Consider the following 17917-nt stretch of genomic DNA (forward strand, 5'->3'; position numbering starts at 1 on the left):
TCAATATCCCCAGAGGATCTGGACACCCCAGACCACATAAATGAAGAGAGCCAGGCTGATCAGCAACTGCAGGGAAATACGCAGAACGTTCCCCGTGGTCCCCATCAGGCGCTCGGTGAGATAGTCGGTCAGCACCGACCAGAGGCCGATCCAGGCGTGCGCGGCCAGGGAGAGCAAGGCCATGAGACTGAAGACCTTGACCCAGACCTGGTCAAACAGGGCGCGCCAGCTGGCGTAATCGACGCCGCCGGCCACCGCGGCGAGAATAAACAGAAAGTAGGCCAGGAGAATGACGCCGCTGACGCGTTGCAGCAGCCAGTCCGACAGACCCGAGCGACCAAAGCTGGTTACCGACGTTACCATATCCACACCCCCATCAATACTGTAAGTACGATCGTTGCCACGATCACCAGGCGTGCAGCCAGGGTGCCGCCCTCCATGGACTCACCAATGCCAAAATCCATGACCAGGTGCTTTACGCCGGCCAGGGAGTGGTAGATGAGTGCGGCAGCAATGCCCAGGAACACCAGTTTGGCCAGGGGCGAGGTCAGCACCTCCGCCAGAAAGGCGAAGCTGTCGGCACTGCGCAGGCTCATGTCCAGCCCCCAGATAAGGAAGCCCATGGCGACAAATAGAATGACACCGGTAATACGATGCGTGATTGATGCCCATGCAGTGATGGGCAGGCGCATGCTGCCGATGTCCAGGTTGACGGGACGATTGTCTTTCACAGGTCAGGTACCACCGTTGTGACGCCCTCTCTGGGGCGGTTAATGGGGCCCGCCGCGGAGGCGGCGTTCTCGCTATCCGCACAATGCAGGCACGGATAAAACGCGCGGAATTATAGGCAGTTACCGGTTCAAATACAAACCCGCCCCAAACGGGCAGCGGAATCCGGCAGACGGACAGCAGGTGGACAAAGTGCGGCGAACGTCGCTTAACTCCCGATTTTGAGAAGTCGCTGATTACCGGGTAGTTCGCCGCCACAGCGGGAGTTTTGGGCCCGATCAATTGACAAAAAGCCGCGAGTCTCTATAGTTGGGCACCCCACGAAACCACAACGCAGGACCCCTTATGAGTGACAAGCATGCAACCCTGAAAGTGGACGGGATCGAGGACGCGATTGAACTGCCCGTCTACTCCGGCACCCTAGGCCCTGACGTTGTCGATGTCGGCGCCCTGACCGGCAAGGGTCTTTTCACCTATGACCCCGGCTTTGTCTCCACCGCCGCCTGCACCTCCGAAATTACCTACATCGACGGCGCCGAGGGCGTGCTGCTGCACCGCGGCTACCCGATCGACCAGCTGGCCGAGCAAAGCGACTACCTGGAAACCTGCTACCTGCTGCTGTACGGAGAGCTGCCCAGCGCCGAACAGAAGCGCAAGTTCGAGAACACCGTCAAGCGCCACACCATGGTGCACGAACAGATCCGCACCTTCTTCAACGGCTTCCGCCGCGACGCGCACCCCATGGCTGTCCTTTGCGGCGTGGTTGGCGCACTCTCCGCCTTCTATCACGACTCCCTGGATATCGCCGACGAGCACCACCGCGAAGTTGCCGCCTTCCGCCTGATCGCCAAGATGCCCACCCTGGCGGCGATGAGCTACAAATTCTCCATCGGCCAGCCCTTCATGTACCCCGACAACAGCCTGGGCTACGCCGAGAACTTCCTGCACATGATGTTCGGCAACCCCTGCGAGCCGAGCAAGGTCAACCCGGTGCTGGCCCGCGCCATGGACCGCATCTTCCTGCTCCACGCGGATCACGAGCAGAACGCCTCCACCTCGACGGTGCGCCTGGCGGGTTCCTCCGGGGCCAACCCCTTCGCCTGTATCGCCGCCGGCATCGCGGCCCTCTGGGGCCCCTCCCACGGTGGCGCCAACGAGGCGGTACTGGAGATGCTCGAGGAAATCGGCGATGTCTCCCGCATCGACGAGTTCGTCGCCCGGGCCAAGGACAAGAACGACCCCTTCCGCCTGATGGGCTTCGGCCACCGGGTCTACAAGAACTTCGACCCCCGCGCCAAGGTCATGAAGGAGGCCGCGGACGAGGTGCTGGCAGAACTGGGCATCGAAAACGAGCCGCTGCTGGCAATCGCCAAGCGCCTGGAGGAAATCGCCCTCAACGACGAGTACTTCGTGGAGAAGAAACTGTACCCCAATGTGGACTTCTACTCGGGCATCATCCTCAAGGCGATCGGCATCCCCACCAGCATGTTCACCGTGATCTTCGCCGTGGGCCGCACCGTTGGCTGGATTGCCCACTGGCACGAGATGATCAGCGGCAACTACCGCATCGGCCGTCCCCGCCAGCTGTATACCGGCCACCCCAAGCGCGACTTCGTGCCGGTGGACCAGCGCGGCTGAGCTCTCACCGCCTCCGAAAAGGCCGCCCCGCGCGGCCTTTTTTATGCGTTACACTGTCGTCACATAACCAAGACTGACAGGATCTCCAGCCATGCGCGGTGTTGTGATCAGCGGTACTGGGCTTTATACACCCCCTGAAACCATCAGCAATGCGGAGCTGGTCGACGCTTTCAACGCCTGGGCCCAGGCACACAACGAGACCCATGCGGAAGCGATCGCCGCTGGCGACATGGCCCCGATGGAGCCCTCCTCGGCGGCCTTCATCGAGAAAGCCTCGGGCATCCGCTCGCGACACGTGATCGACAAGCGGGGCATACTGGACCCCGAGAGGATGGTTCCGGACATTCCCGAGCGCCCCGACGCGAGCCCCTCACTGCAGTGCGAAATCGGTGTCGCCGCCGCCCGGGAGGCGATGCAGCAGGCCGGCAGGGAGGCCGCGGACATCGACGCGGTGATTGTCGCCTGCTCCAACCTTCAGCGCCCCTACCCCGCCATCGCTATCGAAATCCAGAGCGCGCTCGGCATCCAGGGCTATGCCTTTGACATGAACGTGGCCTGCTCCTCCGCCACCTTCGGCATTCAGCAGGCCCGGGACGCCATCCTCGCCGGCAGCGCCCGCCGTGTGCTGATCATCAACCCCGAGATCTGCAGCGGCCACCTGAACTTCCGCGACCGCGATTCGCATTTCATTTTCGGTGATGTGTGCACGGCGGTACTCGTCGAAAGCGCACAGGACGCGATCGCCGACGAGCGTTTCCTGGTCGTCGACAGCCAGCTGCAGACCCGCTTCTCCAACAATATTCGCAACAACTTCGGGTTTCTCAACCGCGCCGCGCCGGCGGGGATGGGTCAGCCGGACAAGCTGTTCGTGCAGGAGGGGCGCAAGGTTTTCAAGGAGGTGTGCCCCGCTGTCGCCGAGCAGATCGGCGAGCAACTGCGGCGACTCGAGCTGGCCCCCGGGGAGCTTCGCCGGCTGTGGCTGCACCAGGCCAACCTGGGCATGAACCAGTTGATTGCGCGCCGGGTGCTGGGCCGCGAGGCCAGCGCGGAGGAAGCGCCGACGATCCTCGACGAGTACGCCAACACCAGCTCGGCGGGCTCGATCATCGCCTTTCACCGCTACCGAAGCGACCTGTGCTCCGGGGATATCGGCGTACTCTGCTCCTTCGGTGCCGGCTACAGCATCGGCAGCGTGGTCCTGCGCCGGCTTTGAGTGCGCGGCGCGGGAGGCGGACTCAGAGCAAGGGCGGCAGGGCGTCTAGCAGCGCATCGCACTCGGCATCGGTGCCGACGGTAATGCGCAGGTAGTCCCGCACCCTCGGCTGGTCGAACCAGCGCACGATAATGCCCTGTTCGCGCAGTGCCAGGAAAATGGCCCGCGCATCGCGCCCTTCACCGGGACTGGCGAGCACAAAGTTTGCCCGCGAGGGCAGCACCGAGAAGCCCAGGCCCTCGAGGGCGGCAGTGAGCCGCTCCCGGCTGGCGATCACCCGCCGGCAACTGTCCCGGAACCAGGACTCATCAGCCAGGGAAGCCACGGCCGCCCGCTGCGCAGGGGCGTCCAGAGGGTAGGAATTGAAGGAGTTCTTGACCCGCTTGAGGGCTTCGATCAGATCCGGGTGACCGAAGGCCATGCCCACCCGCAGGCCAGCCAGGGCCCGGGATTTGGACAGGGTCTGCACCACCAGCAGATTATCGAACTCGGGCACCAGCGCCAGCGCCGACTCCCCGCCAAAGTCGATGTAGGCTTCGTCCATCACCACGACTCGGTCCGGGTGGCTGCGCAACAGGGCGCGCACGCCATCCAGGCCCAGCAGAAGCCCGGTGGGGGCGTTCGGATTGGGCAGAATAATGCCGCCACAGGGACCGTCGAAGGCCGCGGGATCGACACTGAAGTCGGCCCGCAGCGGGACCCTGCGATAACGCACGCCGTAGAGGTCGGACCATACCGGGTAAAAACTGTAGGTCACATCCGGAAACAGCAGCGGCTCGGACTGCCTGAGCAGCCCCTGGAAGACGTGCGCCAGGACCTCGTCGGAGCCGTTGCCGACAAACACGTTGTCTGGCTGCAAGCCGTGGTAGGTGGCCAGCGCCTGACACAGTTCGACGGATTCGGGGTCGGGGTAGCGGCGCAGGGCTTCGCCGTCGACCGCCGCCAGGGCCTCGAGCACCGCCGGCGATGGCGGATAGGGCATCTCGTTGGTGTTCAGCTTGACCAGCCGGGCATGACGGGGCTGTTCCCCGGGCACGTAGGGGTTCAGGTGACGAACCACATCACTCCAGAAACGACTCATCGGGCTATCCGCGGGTGTGGGTGGTATGCCACGCGGACCACCACTGAGGGTGGCCCGCGGGAGAAGAGTGGCGTCCCCTAGGGGGTTCGAACCCCTGTCCTCGCCGTGAAAGGGCGATGTCCTAGGCCACTAGACGAAGGGGACGCAAGCTTCCGGCTGACCGGAAGCGCGCCATTGTACCGAAGGCCGGCTCCGATGCAAGCCTTAATACTTGAATTGCGTCTCCAGCGTAATGCGGTCGTAGTCCGTGGCGCTGCCCGTGAGGTCCTTGCCGAACTCGTTGTTGAAGTACCAGGTCAGCCCCACCTGCCAGCGCGCATCCAGGGCATAGGCGCCGTAGAAGCGATGGCCGGTGATATCGGCGCCGCCGCCAGCGGCATCGGAGTCGCGCAGCAGGCCGAGCACGGCATCGGCACCCACGTCGTCATACTGATAGCCGAGGTGCCAGCTACCCGCCGCACTGGCCTTGCCCAGGCGCACGCCTGCCAGCCAGGCACTGTCGTGGTCGTCGGCATCCAGGTTCTGGGCCAGATCGCCGTAGAGCGCCAGTGGCAGGCCGGCCACACGCGCACTCAGGCTGGCATACCACTCGAGCACTTCAAAATCACTGGCATAGACGCAGCTGGACACCGCACTGGTCGCACAGCGAATGCTGTTGCCGTAGAAATCATCGACGTCGCCGTAATAGCTCCCCTTGCCCGAGGTGGGCATGTGCAGATAGCTGACGGCACTTTCCAGTTCAACCGTATCCGTCAGGGACAGCCGGGTACCCGCTTGCAACCCCCAGTAGGTGGTCCGGTTGGCGCGCCGGCTGTCGCTCTCCAGGTGGTGGAAGGCGCCGTTGACAAACAGGGTGTCGCTGGACCAGCCAAAGGCAATGCCCTCGGGGGTGTAGTCGCCGTCCCAGAGCAGCTGGGTACCCTGGGGGGTGGCAAAGGTGTTGGCCATCTTGCCCAGGGTCAGGTAGGCCCCGTCGAAGGGGCGCCAGCGGGCCCAGGCACGGTCCAGGTAGAGCTCCTTGGAGCTGCCGCCATTGCCGAAGGTGACGTTGCCGCTGGTGGGGCTCTCGCTGCCAGCGGCGATGCGCACGCCGAGATCCAGCTTCGGGCTCAGGGCAACGTCGAGAGCGGTTCGGCTGCGCAGGCGGTGACGGGTCCTGGCGTCGGCATCCCCCACCTCGATATCGTCATAGCGGTAACGCAAATCGCCGCTTACCCGCACGCTGCGCACCCAGTCGGGCACCGGGGCCGCCGCCGGCGCCGCTGCCTGCGAGTCCGCTGTCAGCGTCTCTTCCCGCACCGTGCTCCCGGCAATCTCCCGCAGGCGGGCGTTCTCGGCTTCCAGCGCGCTTACCCGGCCGGCAAGCTCGCCCATGGCGGCCTTGAGTGCCTCGAATTCCGCGTCGCTGACGGCGGCCAGCGACGCCTGTGACAGACCGGCCAGCAACAAGGCCGGCGCAACTTGCTTGAGTGACTTGGACACGCCTTTCTCCCCTTCGTGTTATTCCGTGGCCCGAAGGCCATGTTACAGAAAGGCGACGATTATATGGCGTTTGGATGACAGAATTGTGACAGCGAGACCGGACGGCTCACTCGGTCTCGCTGTCCTCGACCTGGGCGATCAGCTCGTCGGGCTCGACGTGCCGCACATTCAGCCCGCGCACCAGGTAGATCACGTGCTCGGCAATGTTGGCGGCGTGATCCCCCACGCGCTCGAGGCTGCGCAGGGCCCACATCTGCCCCAGCACGGGCCCGATGGTGCGCGGATCCTCCATCATGAAGGTCACCAGGCTGCGCATGGCCGTGGCGTACTCCGCGTCGACATCGCGGTCGGCTACCACCACCTCCACCGCCTGGTCGACGTCGAGGCGGGCAAAGGCGTCCAGGGCCTTGCGCAGCATGTCGCCCACGTGGGCGCCGATGTGGCGAATCTCGACAAAGGTGCGGGTCTGCCCCCCCTCCTCCGCGGCCTTGATTGCCTGGCGTGCGATCTTGCTGGCCTCGTCGCCGATGCGCTCGAGGTCGGTAATCACCTTGGCGATCGCCAGCACCAGCCGCAGGTCACTGGCGGCGGGCTGGCGCCGGGCCAGAATCCGCGACACTTCCTCGTCAATGCTGATTTCCAGGTCGTTGACCGCCTCGTCAGTGGCCACCACGTCCTCGGCAACGCCGCTGTCCCGGGACAGCAGGCACTCCACGGAGCGCGCGACCTGCTGCTCCACCAGCCCTCCCATTTCCAGCAGGTGATTCTTGACCGCGTCCAGTTCGGCGTTGAACTGCCCGGAGATATGCTGTTTGTAGCTATCCTGATTGAGCATGCTCAACCTCCTCAGCCGTAGCGGCCGGTAATGTAGTCTTCGGTCTGCTTTTTCTCGGGATTGGTGAAAAGCGTATCCGTGTCGTCGAACTCGATCAACTTGCCCATGTACATGAAGGCGGTCATGTCGGAGACCCGCGCCGCCTGTTGCATGTTGTGGGTGACGATCACGATGGTGTAGCGGGACTTGAGCTCGTAGATCAGCTCCTCGATCTTCAGCGTGGAGATGGGATCGAGCGCCGAGGCAGGCTCATCCAGCAACAGCACTTCCGGCTCCACGGCGATGGTGCGGGCAATGACCAGTCGCTGCTGCTGACCACCGGACATGCCCAGGGCGCTCTGGTGCAGACGGTCCTTGACCTCCTCCCAGAGCGCCGCGGCGCGCAGGGCCTTTTCCACCACCTCGTCCAGCACCCGCTTGCGGTTGATGCCCTGGATGCGCAGGCCGTAGGCCACGTTCTCGTAGATCGACTTGGGAAAGGGGTTGGGCTTCTGGAAAACCATACCCACCCGGCGGCGCAGGGCCGCCACGTCCACACTGCGGTCGTAGACATCCTCGCCGTCGAGCAGCAGCTTGCCGCTCACCCGGCAGCCGTCCACCAGGTCATTCATGCGGTTGATGCAGCGCAAGAGGCTGGACTTGCCACAGCCACTGGGCCCGATGAAGGCAGTCACCTGCTGGCGAGGAATGTCCAGCTGGATATCGTGCAGGGCCTGGGCTGTGCCGTAGTACAGGTTGAGGTTCTCCATGCGCAGGCAGGTTTCCCGGCGGACCGGTGCCGCATTCCCGGGGAGGTCGCGCTTGAGCGCCTTGAGGTCGATAGCGTGGGAAGACATTGGAAAACTCCTAATGTTCCAGTGATTTGTAGCGCTCGCGCAGGCGATTGCGCAGGCTGACAGCGGCCAGGTTGAGCAGGGCAATGATCACCACCAGCAGGAAAGCCGTGGCGTAGACCAGGGGCCTGGCGGCCTCCACATTGGGGCTCTGGAAGCCGACATCATAAATGTGAAAGCCCAGGTGCATGAACTTCTGATCGAGGTGCAGGAAGGGGTAGTTGCCATCCAGGGGCAGCGTGGGCGCCAGCTTGACCACACCCACCAGCATCAGCGGTGCCACCTCGCCGGCGGCGCGGGCCACGGCCAGGATCAGCCCGGTCATCATGGCCGGGCTGGCCATCGGCAGTACCACGCGCCACAGGGTTTCCGCCCGGGTCGCCCCGAGGGCCAGGCTGCCCTCGCGGACCGCCTTGGGGATCCGGGTCAACCCCTCCTCCGTCGCGACGATAACCACCGGCAGGGTCAACAATGCCAGGGTCAGCGAGGCCCACATCAAACCCGGAGTCCCGAAAGTCGGCCGCGGCAGGGACTCGGGAAAGAACAGCTGATCCAGCTCGCCGCCGACAAAGTACACGAAGAAGCCGAGACCAAAGACCCCGTAAACAATCGACGGTACCCCCGCCAGGTTGTTTACCGCAACGCGAATCGTGCGCGTCACCAGGCCCTGGCCCGCGTATTCCCGCAGGTAGACAGCGGCCACCACACCAAAGGGGGTAACGATGATCGACATCAGGATGACCATCAGCACGGTACCGAACATCGCCGGAAAAACCCCGCCTTCGGTGTTTGCCTCCCGGGGCTCGTCGGAAAGGAACTCCCACAGGCGCTCCGCGTAGAGGCCCAGTTTTTCCACCGGCCCCAGCGCATTGGGCCGGTAGGCGCGAACAATCTGTGCGATGGGCAGCTGCCTGAGTTGGCCGTTCGCCAGCTCCGCCTCGATTTGATGGCCGCGGATGGATTCGTAGAGGGCGTTCAGTTCGTCCTGCAGACTGCGGAAGCGGGCATCCAGTGTCGCCCGCTCCTCCGCCAGCTCGGCCTGGGCGGCGGCATCGAGTTCACCGCGCATCTCCAGGCCGCGTTCGCGCAGGCGCAGCCGCTCGAGGTCGTGGTTGATGGCTCCGATAGCGCCCTGCTCGATCTCGCGGATATTCTCCCTGACCGACACCGTCTCGGCGATCAGCGCCTGCAAGGTCTCCCAGGCCCGCTGCGGTTCGTCGGTGGCATCTACCGCCGGCCCGCCCCGCGGGGTGACGCTGCGCAGATAACCGTAGAAGTTGCCCCACTCCAGGCGCTCGAGAACCATCACGCCCTCGGGCCAGGCAAGATTGGCAAACTGCTCGTCAATCAGCCAGACGAAGTCTGTCCCCAAGGCGTCCCGGTTGCCCTGCTTGAGCAAGGTACGCTGATAAAAGGGTCCCGGCCCGCTGAGTTCAAAACCGGCCTCGCGCAGCTGCTCCCCGGACACTTCAACCTGCTCGACCACCTCGCCCAGCAATGCGCGCGTCTGGCCCTGGTACTCCACGTCCACCGACAGCACGTCGGCTGGCCAGAAGTGGCCGAGACCGCGCACCGCCAGCAGCAGGAGCAGCCCCACCACGGCGATGATACTCACGCTCACGGCCGCAGCGTTCAGCCAGATCATCGGTTCGCCGCTGCGTAACCAGCCCTGCTGGCGGCCCCGGTTGGTGGCGTGGATATCCTGGTACTGTTGCTTGTCCATTACAGGGACCCGTACTTGATGCGCAGCCGCTGGCGGACAATCTCCGCCGCGGTATTGACGACAAACGTGAACAGGAAGAGCACGAAGGCGGCGAGGAAGAGCACCCGGTAATGCGTGCTGTCGACCTCGGCCTCGGGAATCTCCACGGCGATGTTGGCGGACAGGGTGCGCATGCCTTCAAAGATGTTGGCGTCCATGATCGGGGTGTTGCCGGTGGCCATCAGCACGATCATGGTCTCGCCCACCGCACGCCCCAGGCCAATCATCAGACCGGAGAAAATACCCGGGCTGGCGGTGGGCAGAACCACGCCCACCAGGGTTTGCCAGGGGGTCGCCCCGAGGGCGAGACTGCCGTAACTCAGGTGCCGGGGCACGGAGAAGATGGCGTCCTCGGCGATCGAGAAAATGGTCGGGATCACGGCCATGCCCATGGCAATACCCACCACCAGGGAGTTGCGCTGGTCAAAGGGAATCCCCAGCTCATTGGTCACCCAGCGGCGCATGTCACCGCCAAACAGCCACAGCTCCAGGGCGTCGTTACCGGCAAAGCTCACGTAGCCGATAAAAATGACCACCGGCACCAGCACCGCGGCGTGCCATCCCTCGGGCACCCGGGCCCGCACCGACAGGGGAAGGCGCGACCACAGGAAGGCGAACAGCAGAACACCCACCGGCATGGCCAGCAACAGTGTCACCACCGCCGTCAGCTTGTCCTCCACCAGGGGCGCCAGCCACAGGCCCGCCAGGAAGCCCAGAATCACCGTGGGCAGAGCTTCCATCAGCTCCACCAGGGGCTTGATCTTGCGACGCAGGGCCGGGGCCATGAAGTAGGCGGTGTAGATTGCCCCGCAAATGGCCAGGGGGGCGGCGATCAGCATGGTGTAAAAAGCCGCCTTGAGCGTGCCAAAAGCGAGAGGCGCAAAACTCAGCTTGGGTTCGAAATCGTTGTCCGACGCCGAGGATTGCCAGATGTGTGCCGGCTCGTCGTAACTCTCGTACCACACCTCGTCCCAGAGAGCCGTCCAGGAGATATCCGGATGCTTGTTGTGCAGCTCCCAGCTGTGCAACTGGCCATCGGCCTGCAGTTGCACCAACAGGTCGCCCCGGGGCGCGATGGCCGCCGGCGCTGCCCCGGTAGCGATCGTCTCATTCAGCACCCGCCGGTGGGCCGTCGTGTGGAAGATCTGCAGGGTGTCGTCGCTGCCCAGGCTGAGGAAACCCTTGCGACGGTGCTCGGGCACCAGCTGCTGCGCCGGCACGCCGTCGGTATCGAAACTGCGAATGCGCTGCAAGCGGTGGCCTTCCCCGGGGTCGCGAACCATGAAGGCCTGGACCAGCTCTCCGCGGTCGGAGCTGGCCAGCAGGGAGATGCCGCCGAGCAGCATGGTCGAGGTCTGCAGGCGCCCCGGTTCCTGAAACAGCCTGCCGCGGCTCACCACCGCCGCCAGCCCGCTGGCATCCCGGGCCTGCAGGTCGAGCACAGTGAAGGCGCCGGTGGCATCGACGTGATAGAGCCAGCGCTGGTCGCCCGAGAGATGGATGGTGGCCCCCTGCACCGGCATCGCCGGCAGCGGCAGGCTCTCCACACGGGTGGTGACCTCGCCACTGAGGAAGTTCTCCTCGCGGACCAGGCGCGCGCCGACCCAGGCGCCGCTGCGAGTGCCGCCGACCAGCACCAGGGCGTCGTCGGTATTGGCGAAAGTCAGTGATACCAGCGGCTCCTCCGCCAGCTGCAGCCGCTCGACCGACTCCAGCCGCGGCGTCACGACCTGCTCGCCGCCGGGGTAGGTCAGCCGGTATTGGTGTTGGAACAGGGCGACCTCGCCATTGCGCCAGGCAGCGGCGAACAGGCGGCTCTCGGCACTCTCGGCGACCACCAGGTCGGGGCTGCCCAGGGCAGGATCCAGCGCTTCCCGCAACACCGTGCTGCCGTCCGAGAGGCGCAGGAAATGGGCCACGCCCTGCCCGCTGACCGCCAGTGCCAGCTCCCCCTGCTCCTCTACCGCGAGGTACATCGGCGCACTCCGCAGGCTCGTGGCGACCGGTTCGCGCGCTTCGACTGACGCGCCACTGAACAGTGGTACAACCTCGTAGAGCAGGTAGAAGAAGATCAGCAGGATGGCAAACAGCACCCCGGCACCACCGGCAGTCACCGAGACCGTCGCAATGCGGTCCTTGATGCGGCGCCACTGGTTGGTACGTGGGGACAGGTGCTCAGTCAGGCTGGACAAGGGTGGCTCCCTCTCGCGCGTGGTAATGAATCCGGGAGCGGCCCGTGCCGGGCCCGCTCCCGCGGGGCTAGATGACGTCGGCCAGCCTTACAGGCCGAGCTGCGCGCTATAGCGCTCGACTACCGCGGCCGGCAGCGGGATATAGCCGTCCTTGGCGACCACTTCCTGGCCCTGGCGCGAGAACACCAGCTTGAAGAACTCGCGCTCCATCGGCGAAAGGGCCTTGTTGGGGTCCTTGTTCACGTAGACGTAGAGGAAGCGCGACAGCGGATAACGGCCGCTGGTTGCATTTTCCGCGGTGGCGGCGAAGGCTTCTCCGCCGGCCTGCCGGCTCAGAGGCACTGCCCGCACGCTCGACGTCCGGTAGCCGAAGCCGGAGTACCCGATGCCATTGATCGAGGTGGACACCGACTGTACCACCGAGGCCGAGCCCGGCTGTTCATTGACCGTGTTGCGGAAGTCACCCTTGCACAGGGCCTCGGTCTTGAAGTAACCGTAAGTGCCGGATACCGAGTTGCGGCCGAAGAGCTGGATGTCGCGATTCTCCCAGGCACCGGTCAGGCCCAGCTGGCCCCAGCGATCGACACCCTCGAGGGCGCCGCAACGGCGGGTGGACGAGAAAATGGCATCCACCTCGGCGATGCTCAGCGACTCGATCGGATTGTCCTTGTGCACGTAGACACCCAGGGCATCTATGGCGACCGGAACCGCGGTCGGCTTGTAGCCATAGCGGTTTTCGAAGGCCTCGATTTCCTTGTCTTTCATGTCGCGGCTCATGGGGCCGAGATTGGCGGTACCCTCGGTCAGCGCCGGCGGTGCCGTGGACGATCCCGCCGCCTGAATTTGAATATTGACGTTGGGGTAGGCACGCTTGAATTCTTCCGCCCACAGGGTCATCAGATTGGCCAGGGTGTCCGAGCCGATACTGGACAGGTTGCCGGAAACGCCGCTGGCCACCTGGTAGTCCTCCAGGGCCGGGTCGACCTCAACGCTGGCGGCAGTGTGGGCGAGGAAAGCGGCGCCCAGGGCGACCAGCGATTGCTTGACGAAACGTTGTATCAGCATGGGTAGGCTCCATAAGCTGTGACTGTGTTCGGCGCTCACGTTACCCCCAATATATGACAGAATGATGACACTGGCATGTCAGCCGCGCGGAAACCACAGGCTGAAGGTGCTGCCCTTGCCCGGCCGGCTCTCGATCTGCAGCTGGGCCTGGTGATTGGCGGCGACATGCTTGACGATGGCCAGGCCGAGCCCCGTGCCCCCGGTACGCGAGGAGCGACTGTCATCGACCCGGTAGAAACGCTCGGTGAGCCGGGGAATGTGGCTCGCCTCGATACCCACCCCCTGGTCCTGGACCGACAGCCGCAGGCCATCCGGCTCCTCGGCCCAGGTGACTGTCACACAACTGTCATCCGGGCTGTACTTGATCGCATTGAGCACCAGGTTGGAGATGGCACTGTGCAGCTCGCGCAAATCCCCGGGCACGCTGGCCTCCGTCTCGACCCGGAACTCCACCCGCCGCTGGGGATGCGATGTGGCCAGCTCCGACTGCAATTCACGCAGCAGCTGGCCCACGTTGACCGACTCCCGCCGTTCCCGCGGCTGCACGCTTTCGATGCGGGTCAGCCAGAGCAGATCCCGCAACAGCGCCTCCATCCGCTCCGCCTGCTGGGCCATCTGACCCAGCGGTCGCTGCAGACGTTCGGGCACCTGCTCCGGCTGGCCCAGGAGTGTCTCCAGGTAACCCTTGATCACGGTCAGCGGCGTGCGCAGCTCGTGGGAGACATTGCCGACAAAATCGCGCCGCATGTTTTCGAGGCGCGCCTCGCGGGTCACGTCCCGGGCAAATACCAGTCGATCATTGTTGCCAAAGCGGCTGATACTGAACTGCAGGTACTGCTCGCGCTCGCTGCCCAGGCGCACCTGCAGGGGCAGGCTGTAATCCTCGGCCAGAAAATAGCGGTGAAACTCCGGCAGGCGCACCAGGTTGAGCAGCGCCTGGCCACGATCCTTGGGAAAACGCAGGCCGAGCAGCTTCTGGGCCGCGCTGTTGCACCACTCGATGGCGCCACTGGCCGACACCATCACCGCCGCATCCTGCATCGACGACAGGGAGTCCTGCAGGTAGTCCAGGCGCGACTGCAGCAATGTCTGCTGTTCGCGGCTTTCCCGGCGCAAACTGTAGAGGCGGTCGTAAAAATCGCCCCAGATACCCCGCGCCTCGGGCGGCTCCACATCCGGAGAATCGAGCCAGGCGCGCAGGCGCTTCAGCTGCACCAGCCAGCGCAGCAAGAGCAGCAGCAAGAGCCCGGAGAGGACCTGAAAGGGATAACCCAGGGGCCAGCCCAGGGCCAGGGCCAGGAGGACCAGCAGGACCAGGCGGCGCAGTTCCACCAGCCAGGTCACCCGTGCCCTCACCGGTTGCCGGCTCCCCGGGAGGAGAAGCGGTAGCCCGTGCCGCGCACCGTTTGGATCAGGTCACTGTAATCGTGTGCGGGGCTCTGCAGCGCCTTGCGCAGGCGGCGGATATGCACGTCGACCGTGCGCTCTTCCACATAGACATTGGCCCCCCAGACGTGATCCAGCAACTGGCTGCGGGTGTAGGCCCGCTCGGGGTGGGACATGAAGAACTGCAGGAGGTTGAATTCCGTGGGGCCCATGTCCAGGGGGTCTTCCCCCAGGAACACCCGCCGGCTCTCACCCTCCAGCACCAGCTCGGAAACCTGCAGGCGCTCCTGCTCGTCGCCGCCACTGGTGCGCCGCAGCAGGGCCTTGATGCGGGCAATCAGCTCGCGCGGGGCAAAGGGCTTGGTAATGTAGTCATCGGCACCGACATCGAGACCCTGGATCACATTATCCTCGGCACTCTTGGCAGTCAGCATGATCACCGGCAACTCCCGGGTCGTATCGTTGCGCTTGAGACGGCGCAGCAACTCCAGGCCGCTGCCCCCGGGCAACATCCAGTCCAGCAGGACGATATCCGGGCGTTCATCCACGATCAGGGTGTAGGCGTCGTGGATGTTTTCCGCCTCGAGGCAGCGAAAGTCGGCGATTTCCAGGGCCATCCGCAACATGTCCCGGATGGCGAACTCGTCGTCGACGATCAGTACCTTGCGTTCATTCATTGGTCACAATCTCCCCTCCGGACACCATAAACTGCGTATTAGAGAGGGTTTTTGTGACAACAGTGTGACAAAGCGGCGATTTCCCGCCGCTTTGTCGGTGCAGCGGCCGCCTAGCGGAGGCTGCTGTTGATGTTGGCCAGCACCTTGTTGCCCGGACACAGGTCTTCCTCGGTCAGGGTATTGAGGGGCCTGCGGGAGGTTTCCAGCACATCGTGCAGATCCCGGGAGTCCTTGTCGATATAGATCAGCCCGGTCAGGATCTCCCCCGCCGCGCGGTGTTTCTCGATCGCCACCATCGCGGAGAGCCGGTCGAAGGGATCGAGTTCCTCGTCAAGCTTCTCCAGGTGCAGCACGGAGCCATCGTGCAGGGTCACCTCGGTGCCGGTGCCGGGCGCGTAGTGGGCGGTGATTTCCTCACGCATCGGTACGAAGTCCACGGTACCGGTGGCCTCGGCGTGTTCGCGCACGAACTCGTAGCTCTTGGTGGAGCCCGCATTGTTGTTGAAGGTCACGCAGGGCGAGACCACGTCAATCAGGGCGAAGCCGCGGTGGGACATGGCCGCCTTGATCAGCGGTACCAGCTGCCCCTTGTCGCCGGAGAAGCTGCGCGCCACGAAGGTCGCGCCGAGCTGCAGGGCCAGGCCCGGCAGGTCGATGGCGGAGAAGGGGTTGGGGTCGCCCTTCTTGCTGGCGGAGCCTTCGTCGGCGGTCGCCGAGTCCTGCCCCTTGGTCAGGCCGTAGCAACCGTTGTTCATGACGATATACACCATGTTCAGGTTGCGGCGGATGGCGTGGGCAAACTGGCCCATGCCGATGGAGGCGGTATCACCGTCCCCGGACACACCCAGGTAGAGCAGATCGCGATTGCCCATGGCCGCCCCGGTGACCACCGAGGGCATGCGCCCGTGGACCGAGTTAAAGCCGTGAGACTTGCCCAGGAAGTAGGTCGGCGCCTTGGAGGAACAGCCGATCCCGGACAGTTTGGCGATGCGGTGGGGCTCCAGGTTCAGCTCGTGGCAGGCGCGCACGATGGAACCGCTGATGGAGTCGTGGCCGCAGCCGGCACACAGGGTCGAAATGGCACCCTCGTAGTCGGCACGGGTGTAACCGAGCTCATTGACCGGCAGGTCGGGGTGACGGAACTTGGGAATCTGGTAACTCATGCGCTTACTCTCCTGCGGCGCTGACCAGGCGGTCGCGGCGCAATGGTGTCACGTTGTGGCCGGGCATCTGCTGCAGGATCTGCTGGCGGATGTTGCGGGCGCTGATCGGGGTGCCGTCGTAGCAGAGCACCGATTTCAGCTTGTCCGGCCCGAGTTCGAATTCGGCCATCAGCAGGGTGCGCAGCTGGGCGTCGCGATTCTGCTCGATGACGAAGACACGCTCGTGACGCTCCAGGAAGGCCTCCACATCGCGGTTGAAGGGGAAGGCACGCACGCGCATGGCGTTGATGCGCAGGCCGTCCTCGGCCAGGTAATCCAGAGCTTCCCGGGCCGACTCCTCGCTGGTACCAAAGTAGAGCACCGCGGTGTCGGTGTCCTGTCCACAGTCCTGCTCGATCGGCTTGGGCACCCACTCCTTGATGGTTTCCCACTTGGCCAGCAGCCGCTGCATGTTCTTGGCGTATTCCTCGCCCCGCTCGGTGTAGACCGCGTACTCGTCCCGGGATGTCCCCCGGGTGAAGAAGGCGCCCTTCTCCGGGTGGGTACCGGGGATGGTGCGGTAGCAGATACCGTCGCCATCGACGTCCAGGTAGCGGCCGAAGCGCTCCATGCGGTCAAGGTCCTCGGCATTGAGTACCTTGCCGCGGTCGTAGCGACGCTCGTCGTCCCATTCCAGCGGCTCGGACATGTTGTCGTTCATGCCCAGGTCGAGGTCGGTCATCAGGATGATCGGGGTTTGCAGACGCTCCGCCAGGTCGAAGGACAGGGCGCCAAAGTCAAAGCACTCCTTCGGCGTCGAGGGGAAGAGCAGTACCTGCTTGGTATCCCCGTGGGAGGCGTAGGCCGCCGCCAGAATGTCCGATTGCTGGGTGCGCGTGGGCATGCCGGTAGAGGGACCCGCCCGCTGCACGTCAAAGAGCACCGTGGGGATCTCGGCGAAATAAGCCAGACCGAGGAACTCCGCCATCAGCGAGAGACCGGGGCCGCTGGTGGCGGTGAAAGCCCGCGCGCCGTTCCAGCTGGCGCCAACCACCATGCCGATCGCCGCCAGTTCGTCCTCCGCCTGCACGATGGCGTAGTTCTTGCGGCCGGTGCCCGGATCGATACGCAGGCGCTTGGCATACTTCTCGTAGGCATCCACCACCGAGGTGGAAGGCGTGATCGGGTACCAGGCGGCAACCGTGGCGCCGCCGTAGATGGCGCCCAGACCGAGGGCCGTATTGCCGTCGAGTAGGACCTTGTCGCCCACCTTGTCCGCGGTGCGCACGCGCACGCCGATCGGGCAGGCAAAGTTTTCCTTGGCGTACTGGTAGCCCAGCTCCAGGGCGTGGATATTGGGCAGGATCAGCTTGTCCTTGCCCTTGAACTGATCGCTGACCAGCCCGGTGAGCACGGCGAAATCCATGTCCAGCAGGGCCGCCAGGGCACCGACGTAGATCACGTTCTTGAACAGCTGGCGCTGGCGCGGATCCTTGTACTCGTCGTTGCAGATCCGGGTCAGCGGCAGCCCGATGATGTTGACGTCATTGCGCACCAGGCGCAGGTCGAGGGGCTTGGTATTGTCGTAGATGAAATAGCCGCCCGGCTCCACTTCGCGGATGTCCTGGGGCATGCTCTGGGGGTTGACCGAGAGCATGATGTCCACGCCGCCCCGACGGCCCAGGTAACCGCGCTCGCTGACCCGCACTTCGTACCAGGTCGGCAGCCCCTGGATGTTCGAGGGGAAGATGTTCTTCGGGCACACCGGCACGCCCATTCGGAAGATCGCCTTGGCGAAGAGGTTGTTGGCACTGGCGGAGCCGGTGCCATTCACGTTGGCGAACTTGATGACGAATTCGTTGACGGATTGCAGGGATTGCAT

Annotated in this window: 15 protein-coding genes and 1 tRNA gene; 2 read left to right on the forward strand and 14 right to left on the reverse strand. The window is 64.5% G+C overall.

The window, feature by feature from the left end; genetic code table 11:
* Positions 1-363: a succinate dehydrogenase, hydrophobic membrane anchor protein gene (gene sdhD, locus ACYVGS_RS01690; protein ID WP_460586896.1), complete on the reverse strand. Its 363-nt coding sequence runs from the start codon at positions 361-363 to the stop codon at positions 1-3.
* A complete protein-coding gene (gene sdhC, locus ACYVGS_RS01695; protein WP_460586897.1) occupies positions 357-731 on the reverse strand; it encodes a succinate dehydrogenase, cytochrome b556 subunit in 375 nt (124 codons plus the stop codon). The genes sdhD and sdhC overlap by 7 nt, the downstream gene beginning before the upstream one ends.
* Positions 732-1074: 343 nt before the next feature.
* Between sdhC and gltA the strand changes: the two genes are divergently transcribed.
* Entirely contained in the window at positions 1075-2367 is a 1293-nt protein-coding gene (gene gltA / locus ACYVGS_RS01700; RefSeq protein ID WP_460586898.1) for a type II citrate synthase, read from the forward strand.
* A 91-nt stretch (positions 2368-2458) separates the two neighbouring features.
* Positions 2459-3580 carry a ketoacyl-ACP synthase III gene (locus ACYVGS_RS01705; protein ID WP_460586899.1) on the forward strand — a complete coding sequence of 374 codons (1122 nt, stop codon included), beginning with the start codon at positions 2459-2461 and terminating at the stop codon, positions 3578-3580.
* 22 nt (positions 3581-3602) lie between these two features.
* Here ACYVGS_RS01705 and hisC read toward each other — a convergent pair whose 3' ends face one another.
* The 12 genes from hisC to ACYVGS_RS01765 form a co-directional block, all read right to left on the reverse strand.
* On the reverse strand, positions 3603-4661 hold the full coding sequence (hisC, locus tag ACYVGS_RS01710; protein WP_460586900.1) for a pyridoxal phosphate-dependent aminotransferase: 1059 nt from the start codon (positions 4659-4661) through the stop codon (positions 3603-3605).
* Positions 4662-4729: 68 nt separating this feature from the next.
* A tRNA-Glu gene (locus tag ACYVGS_RS01715) sits at positions 4730-4805 on the reverse strand.
* 60 nt (positions 4806-4865) lie between these two features.
* Entirely contained in the window at positions 4866-6143 is a 1278-nt protein-coding gene (locus ACYVGS_RS01720) for a putative porin (protein WP_460586901.1), read from the reverse strand.
* 106 nt (positions 6144-6249) lie between these two features.
* Positions 6250-6978, reverse strand: a complete 729-nt coding sequence (gene phoU, locus ACYVGS_RS01725) for a phosphate signaling complex protein PhoU (RefSeq protein WP_460586902.1) — start codon at positions 6976-6978, stop codon at positions 6250-6252.
* Between the two features lie 11 nt (positions 6979-6989).
* Positions 6990-7814 (reverse strand): phosphate ABC transporter ATP-binding protein, encoded by an 825-nt coding sequence (gene pstB, locus ACYVGS_RS01730; RefSeq protein WP_460586903.1) that lies wholly within the window; start codon positions 7812-7814, stop codon positions 6990-6992.
* Between the two features lie 10 nt (positions 7815-7824).
* Positions 7825-9534 (reverse strand): ABC transporter permease family protein, encoded by a 1710-nt coding sequence (gene pstA, locus ACYVGS_RS01735; protein ID WP_460586904.1) that lies wholly within the window; start codon positions 9532-9534, stop codon positions 7825-7827.
* Complete coding sequence (locus ACYVGS_RS01740) at positions 9534-11765, reverse strand: ABC transporter permease subunit (RefSeq protein ID WP_460586905.1); 2232 nt, start codon at positions 11763-11765, stop codon at positions 9534-9536. The genes pstA and ACYVGS_RS01740 overlap by 1 nt, the downstream gene beginning before the upstream one ends.
* An 87-nt stretch (positions 11766-11852) precedes the next feature.
* The gene (locus ACYVGS_RS01745) at positions 11853-12830 is read right to left on the reverse strand and encodes a PstS family phosphate ABC transporter substrate-binding protein (RefSeq protein ID WP_460586906.1); all 978 of its coding nucleotides are present in this window, start codon (positions 12828-12830) and stop codon (positions 11853-11855) included.
* A gap of 78 nt (positions 12831-12908) precedes the next feature.
* Positions 12909-14186 (reverse strand): phosphate regulon sensor histidine kinase PhoR, encoded by a 1278-nt coding sequence (phoR, locus tag ACYVGS_RS01750; RefSeq protein WP_460586907.1) that lies wholly within the window; start codon positions 14184-14186, stop codon positions 12909-12911.
* Positions 14183-14893 carry a response regulator gene (gene phoB / locus ACYVGS_RS01755; protein WP_460586908.1) on the reverse strand — a complete coding sequence of 237 codons (711 nt, stop codon included), beginning with the start codon at positions 14891-14893 and terminating at the stop codon, positions 14183-14185. The genes phoR and phoB overlap by 4 nt, the downstream gene beginning before the upstream one ends.
* 110 nt (positions 14894-15003) lie before the next feature.
* Entirely contained in the window at positions 15004-16056 is a 1053-nt protein-coding gene (locus tag ACYVGS_RS01760) for a 2-oxoacid:ferredoxin oxidoreductase subunit beta (protein WP_460586909.1), read from the reverse strand.
* Positions 16057-16060: 4 nt separating this feature from the next.
* On the reverse strand, positions 16061-17917 hold the full coding sequence (locus tag ACYVGS_RS01765) for a 2-oxoacid:acceptor oxidoreductase subunit alpha (protein ID WP_460586910.1): 1857 nt from the start codon (positions 17915-17917) through the stop codon (positions 16061-16063).

The sequence above is a fragment of the Haliea atlantica genome (assembly GCF_054779855.1).

Coding starts and splice junctions, on each gene's coding strand:
- sdhD (WP_460586896.1), bottom strand. CDS start 363: ATGGTAACGTCGGTAACCAGCTTTGGTCGCTCGGGTCTGTCGGACTGG.
- ACYVGS_RS01705 (WP_460586899.1), top strand. CDS start 2,459: ATGCGCGGTGTTGTGATCAGCGGTACTGGGCTTTATACACCCCCTGAA.
- gltA (WP_460586898.1), top strand. CDS start 1,075: ATGAGTGACAAGCATGCAACCCTGAAAGTGGACGGGATCGAGGACGCG.
- phoB (WP_460586908.1), bottom strand. CDS start 14,893: ATGAATGAACGCAAGGTACTGATCGTCGACGACGAGTTCGCCATCCGG.
- ACYVGS_RS01765 (WP_460586910.1), bottom strand. CDS start 17,917: ATGCAATCCCTGCAATCCGTCAACGAATTCGTCATCAAGTTCGCCAAC.
- ACYVGS_RS01745 (WP_460586906.1), bottom strand. CDS start 12,830: ATGCTGATACAACGTTTCGTCAAGCAATCGCTGGTCGCCCTGGGCGCC.
- ACYVGS_RS01760 (WP_460586909.1), bottom strand. CDS start 16,056: ATGAGTTACCAGATTCCCAAGTTCCGTCACCCCGACCTGCCGGTCAAT.
- pstA (WP_460586904.1), bottom strand. CDS start 9,534: ATGGACAAGCAACAGTACCAGGATATCCACGCCACCAACCGGGGCCGC.
- pstB (WP_460586903.1), bottom strand. CDS start 7,814: ATGTCTTCCCACGCTATCGACCTCAAGGCGCTCAAGCGCGACCTCCCC.
- hisC (WP_460586900.1), bottom strand. CDS start 4,661: ATGAGTCGTTTCTGGAGTGATGTGGTTCGTCACCTGAACCCCTACGTG.
- phoU (WP_460586902.1), bottom strand. CDS start 6,978: ATGCTCAATCAGGATAGCTACAAACAGCATATCTCCGGGCAGTTCAAC.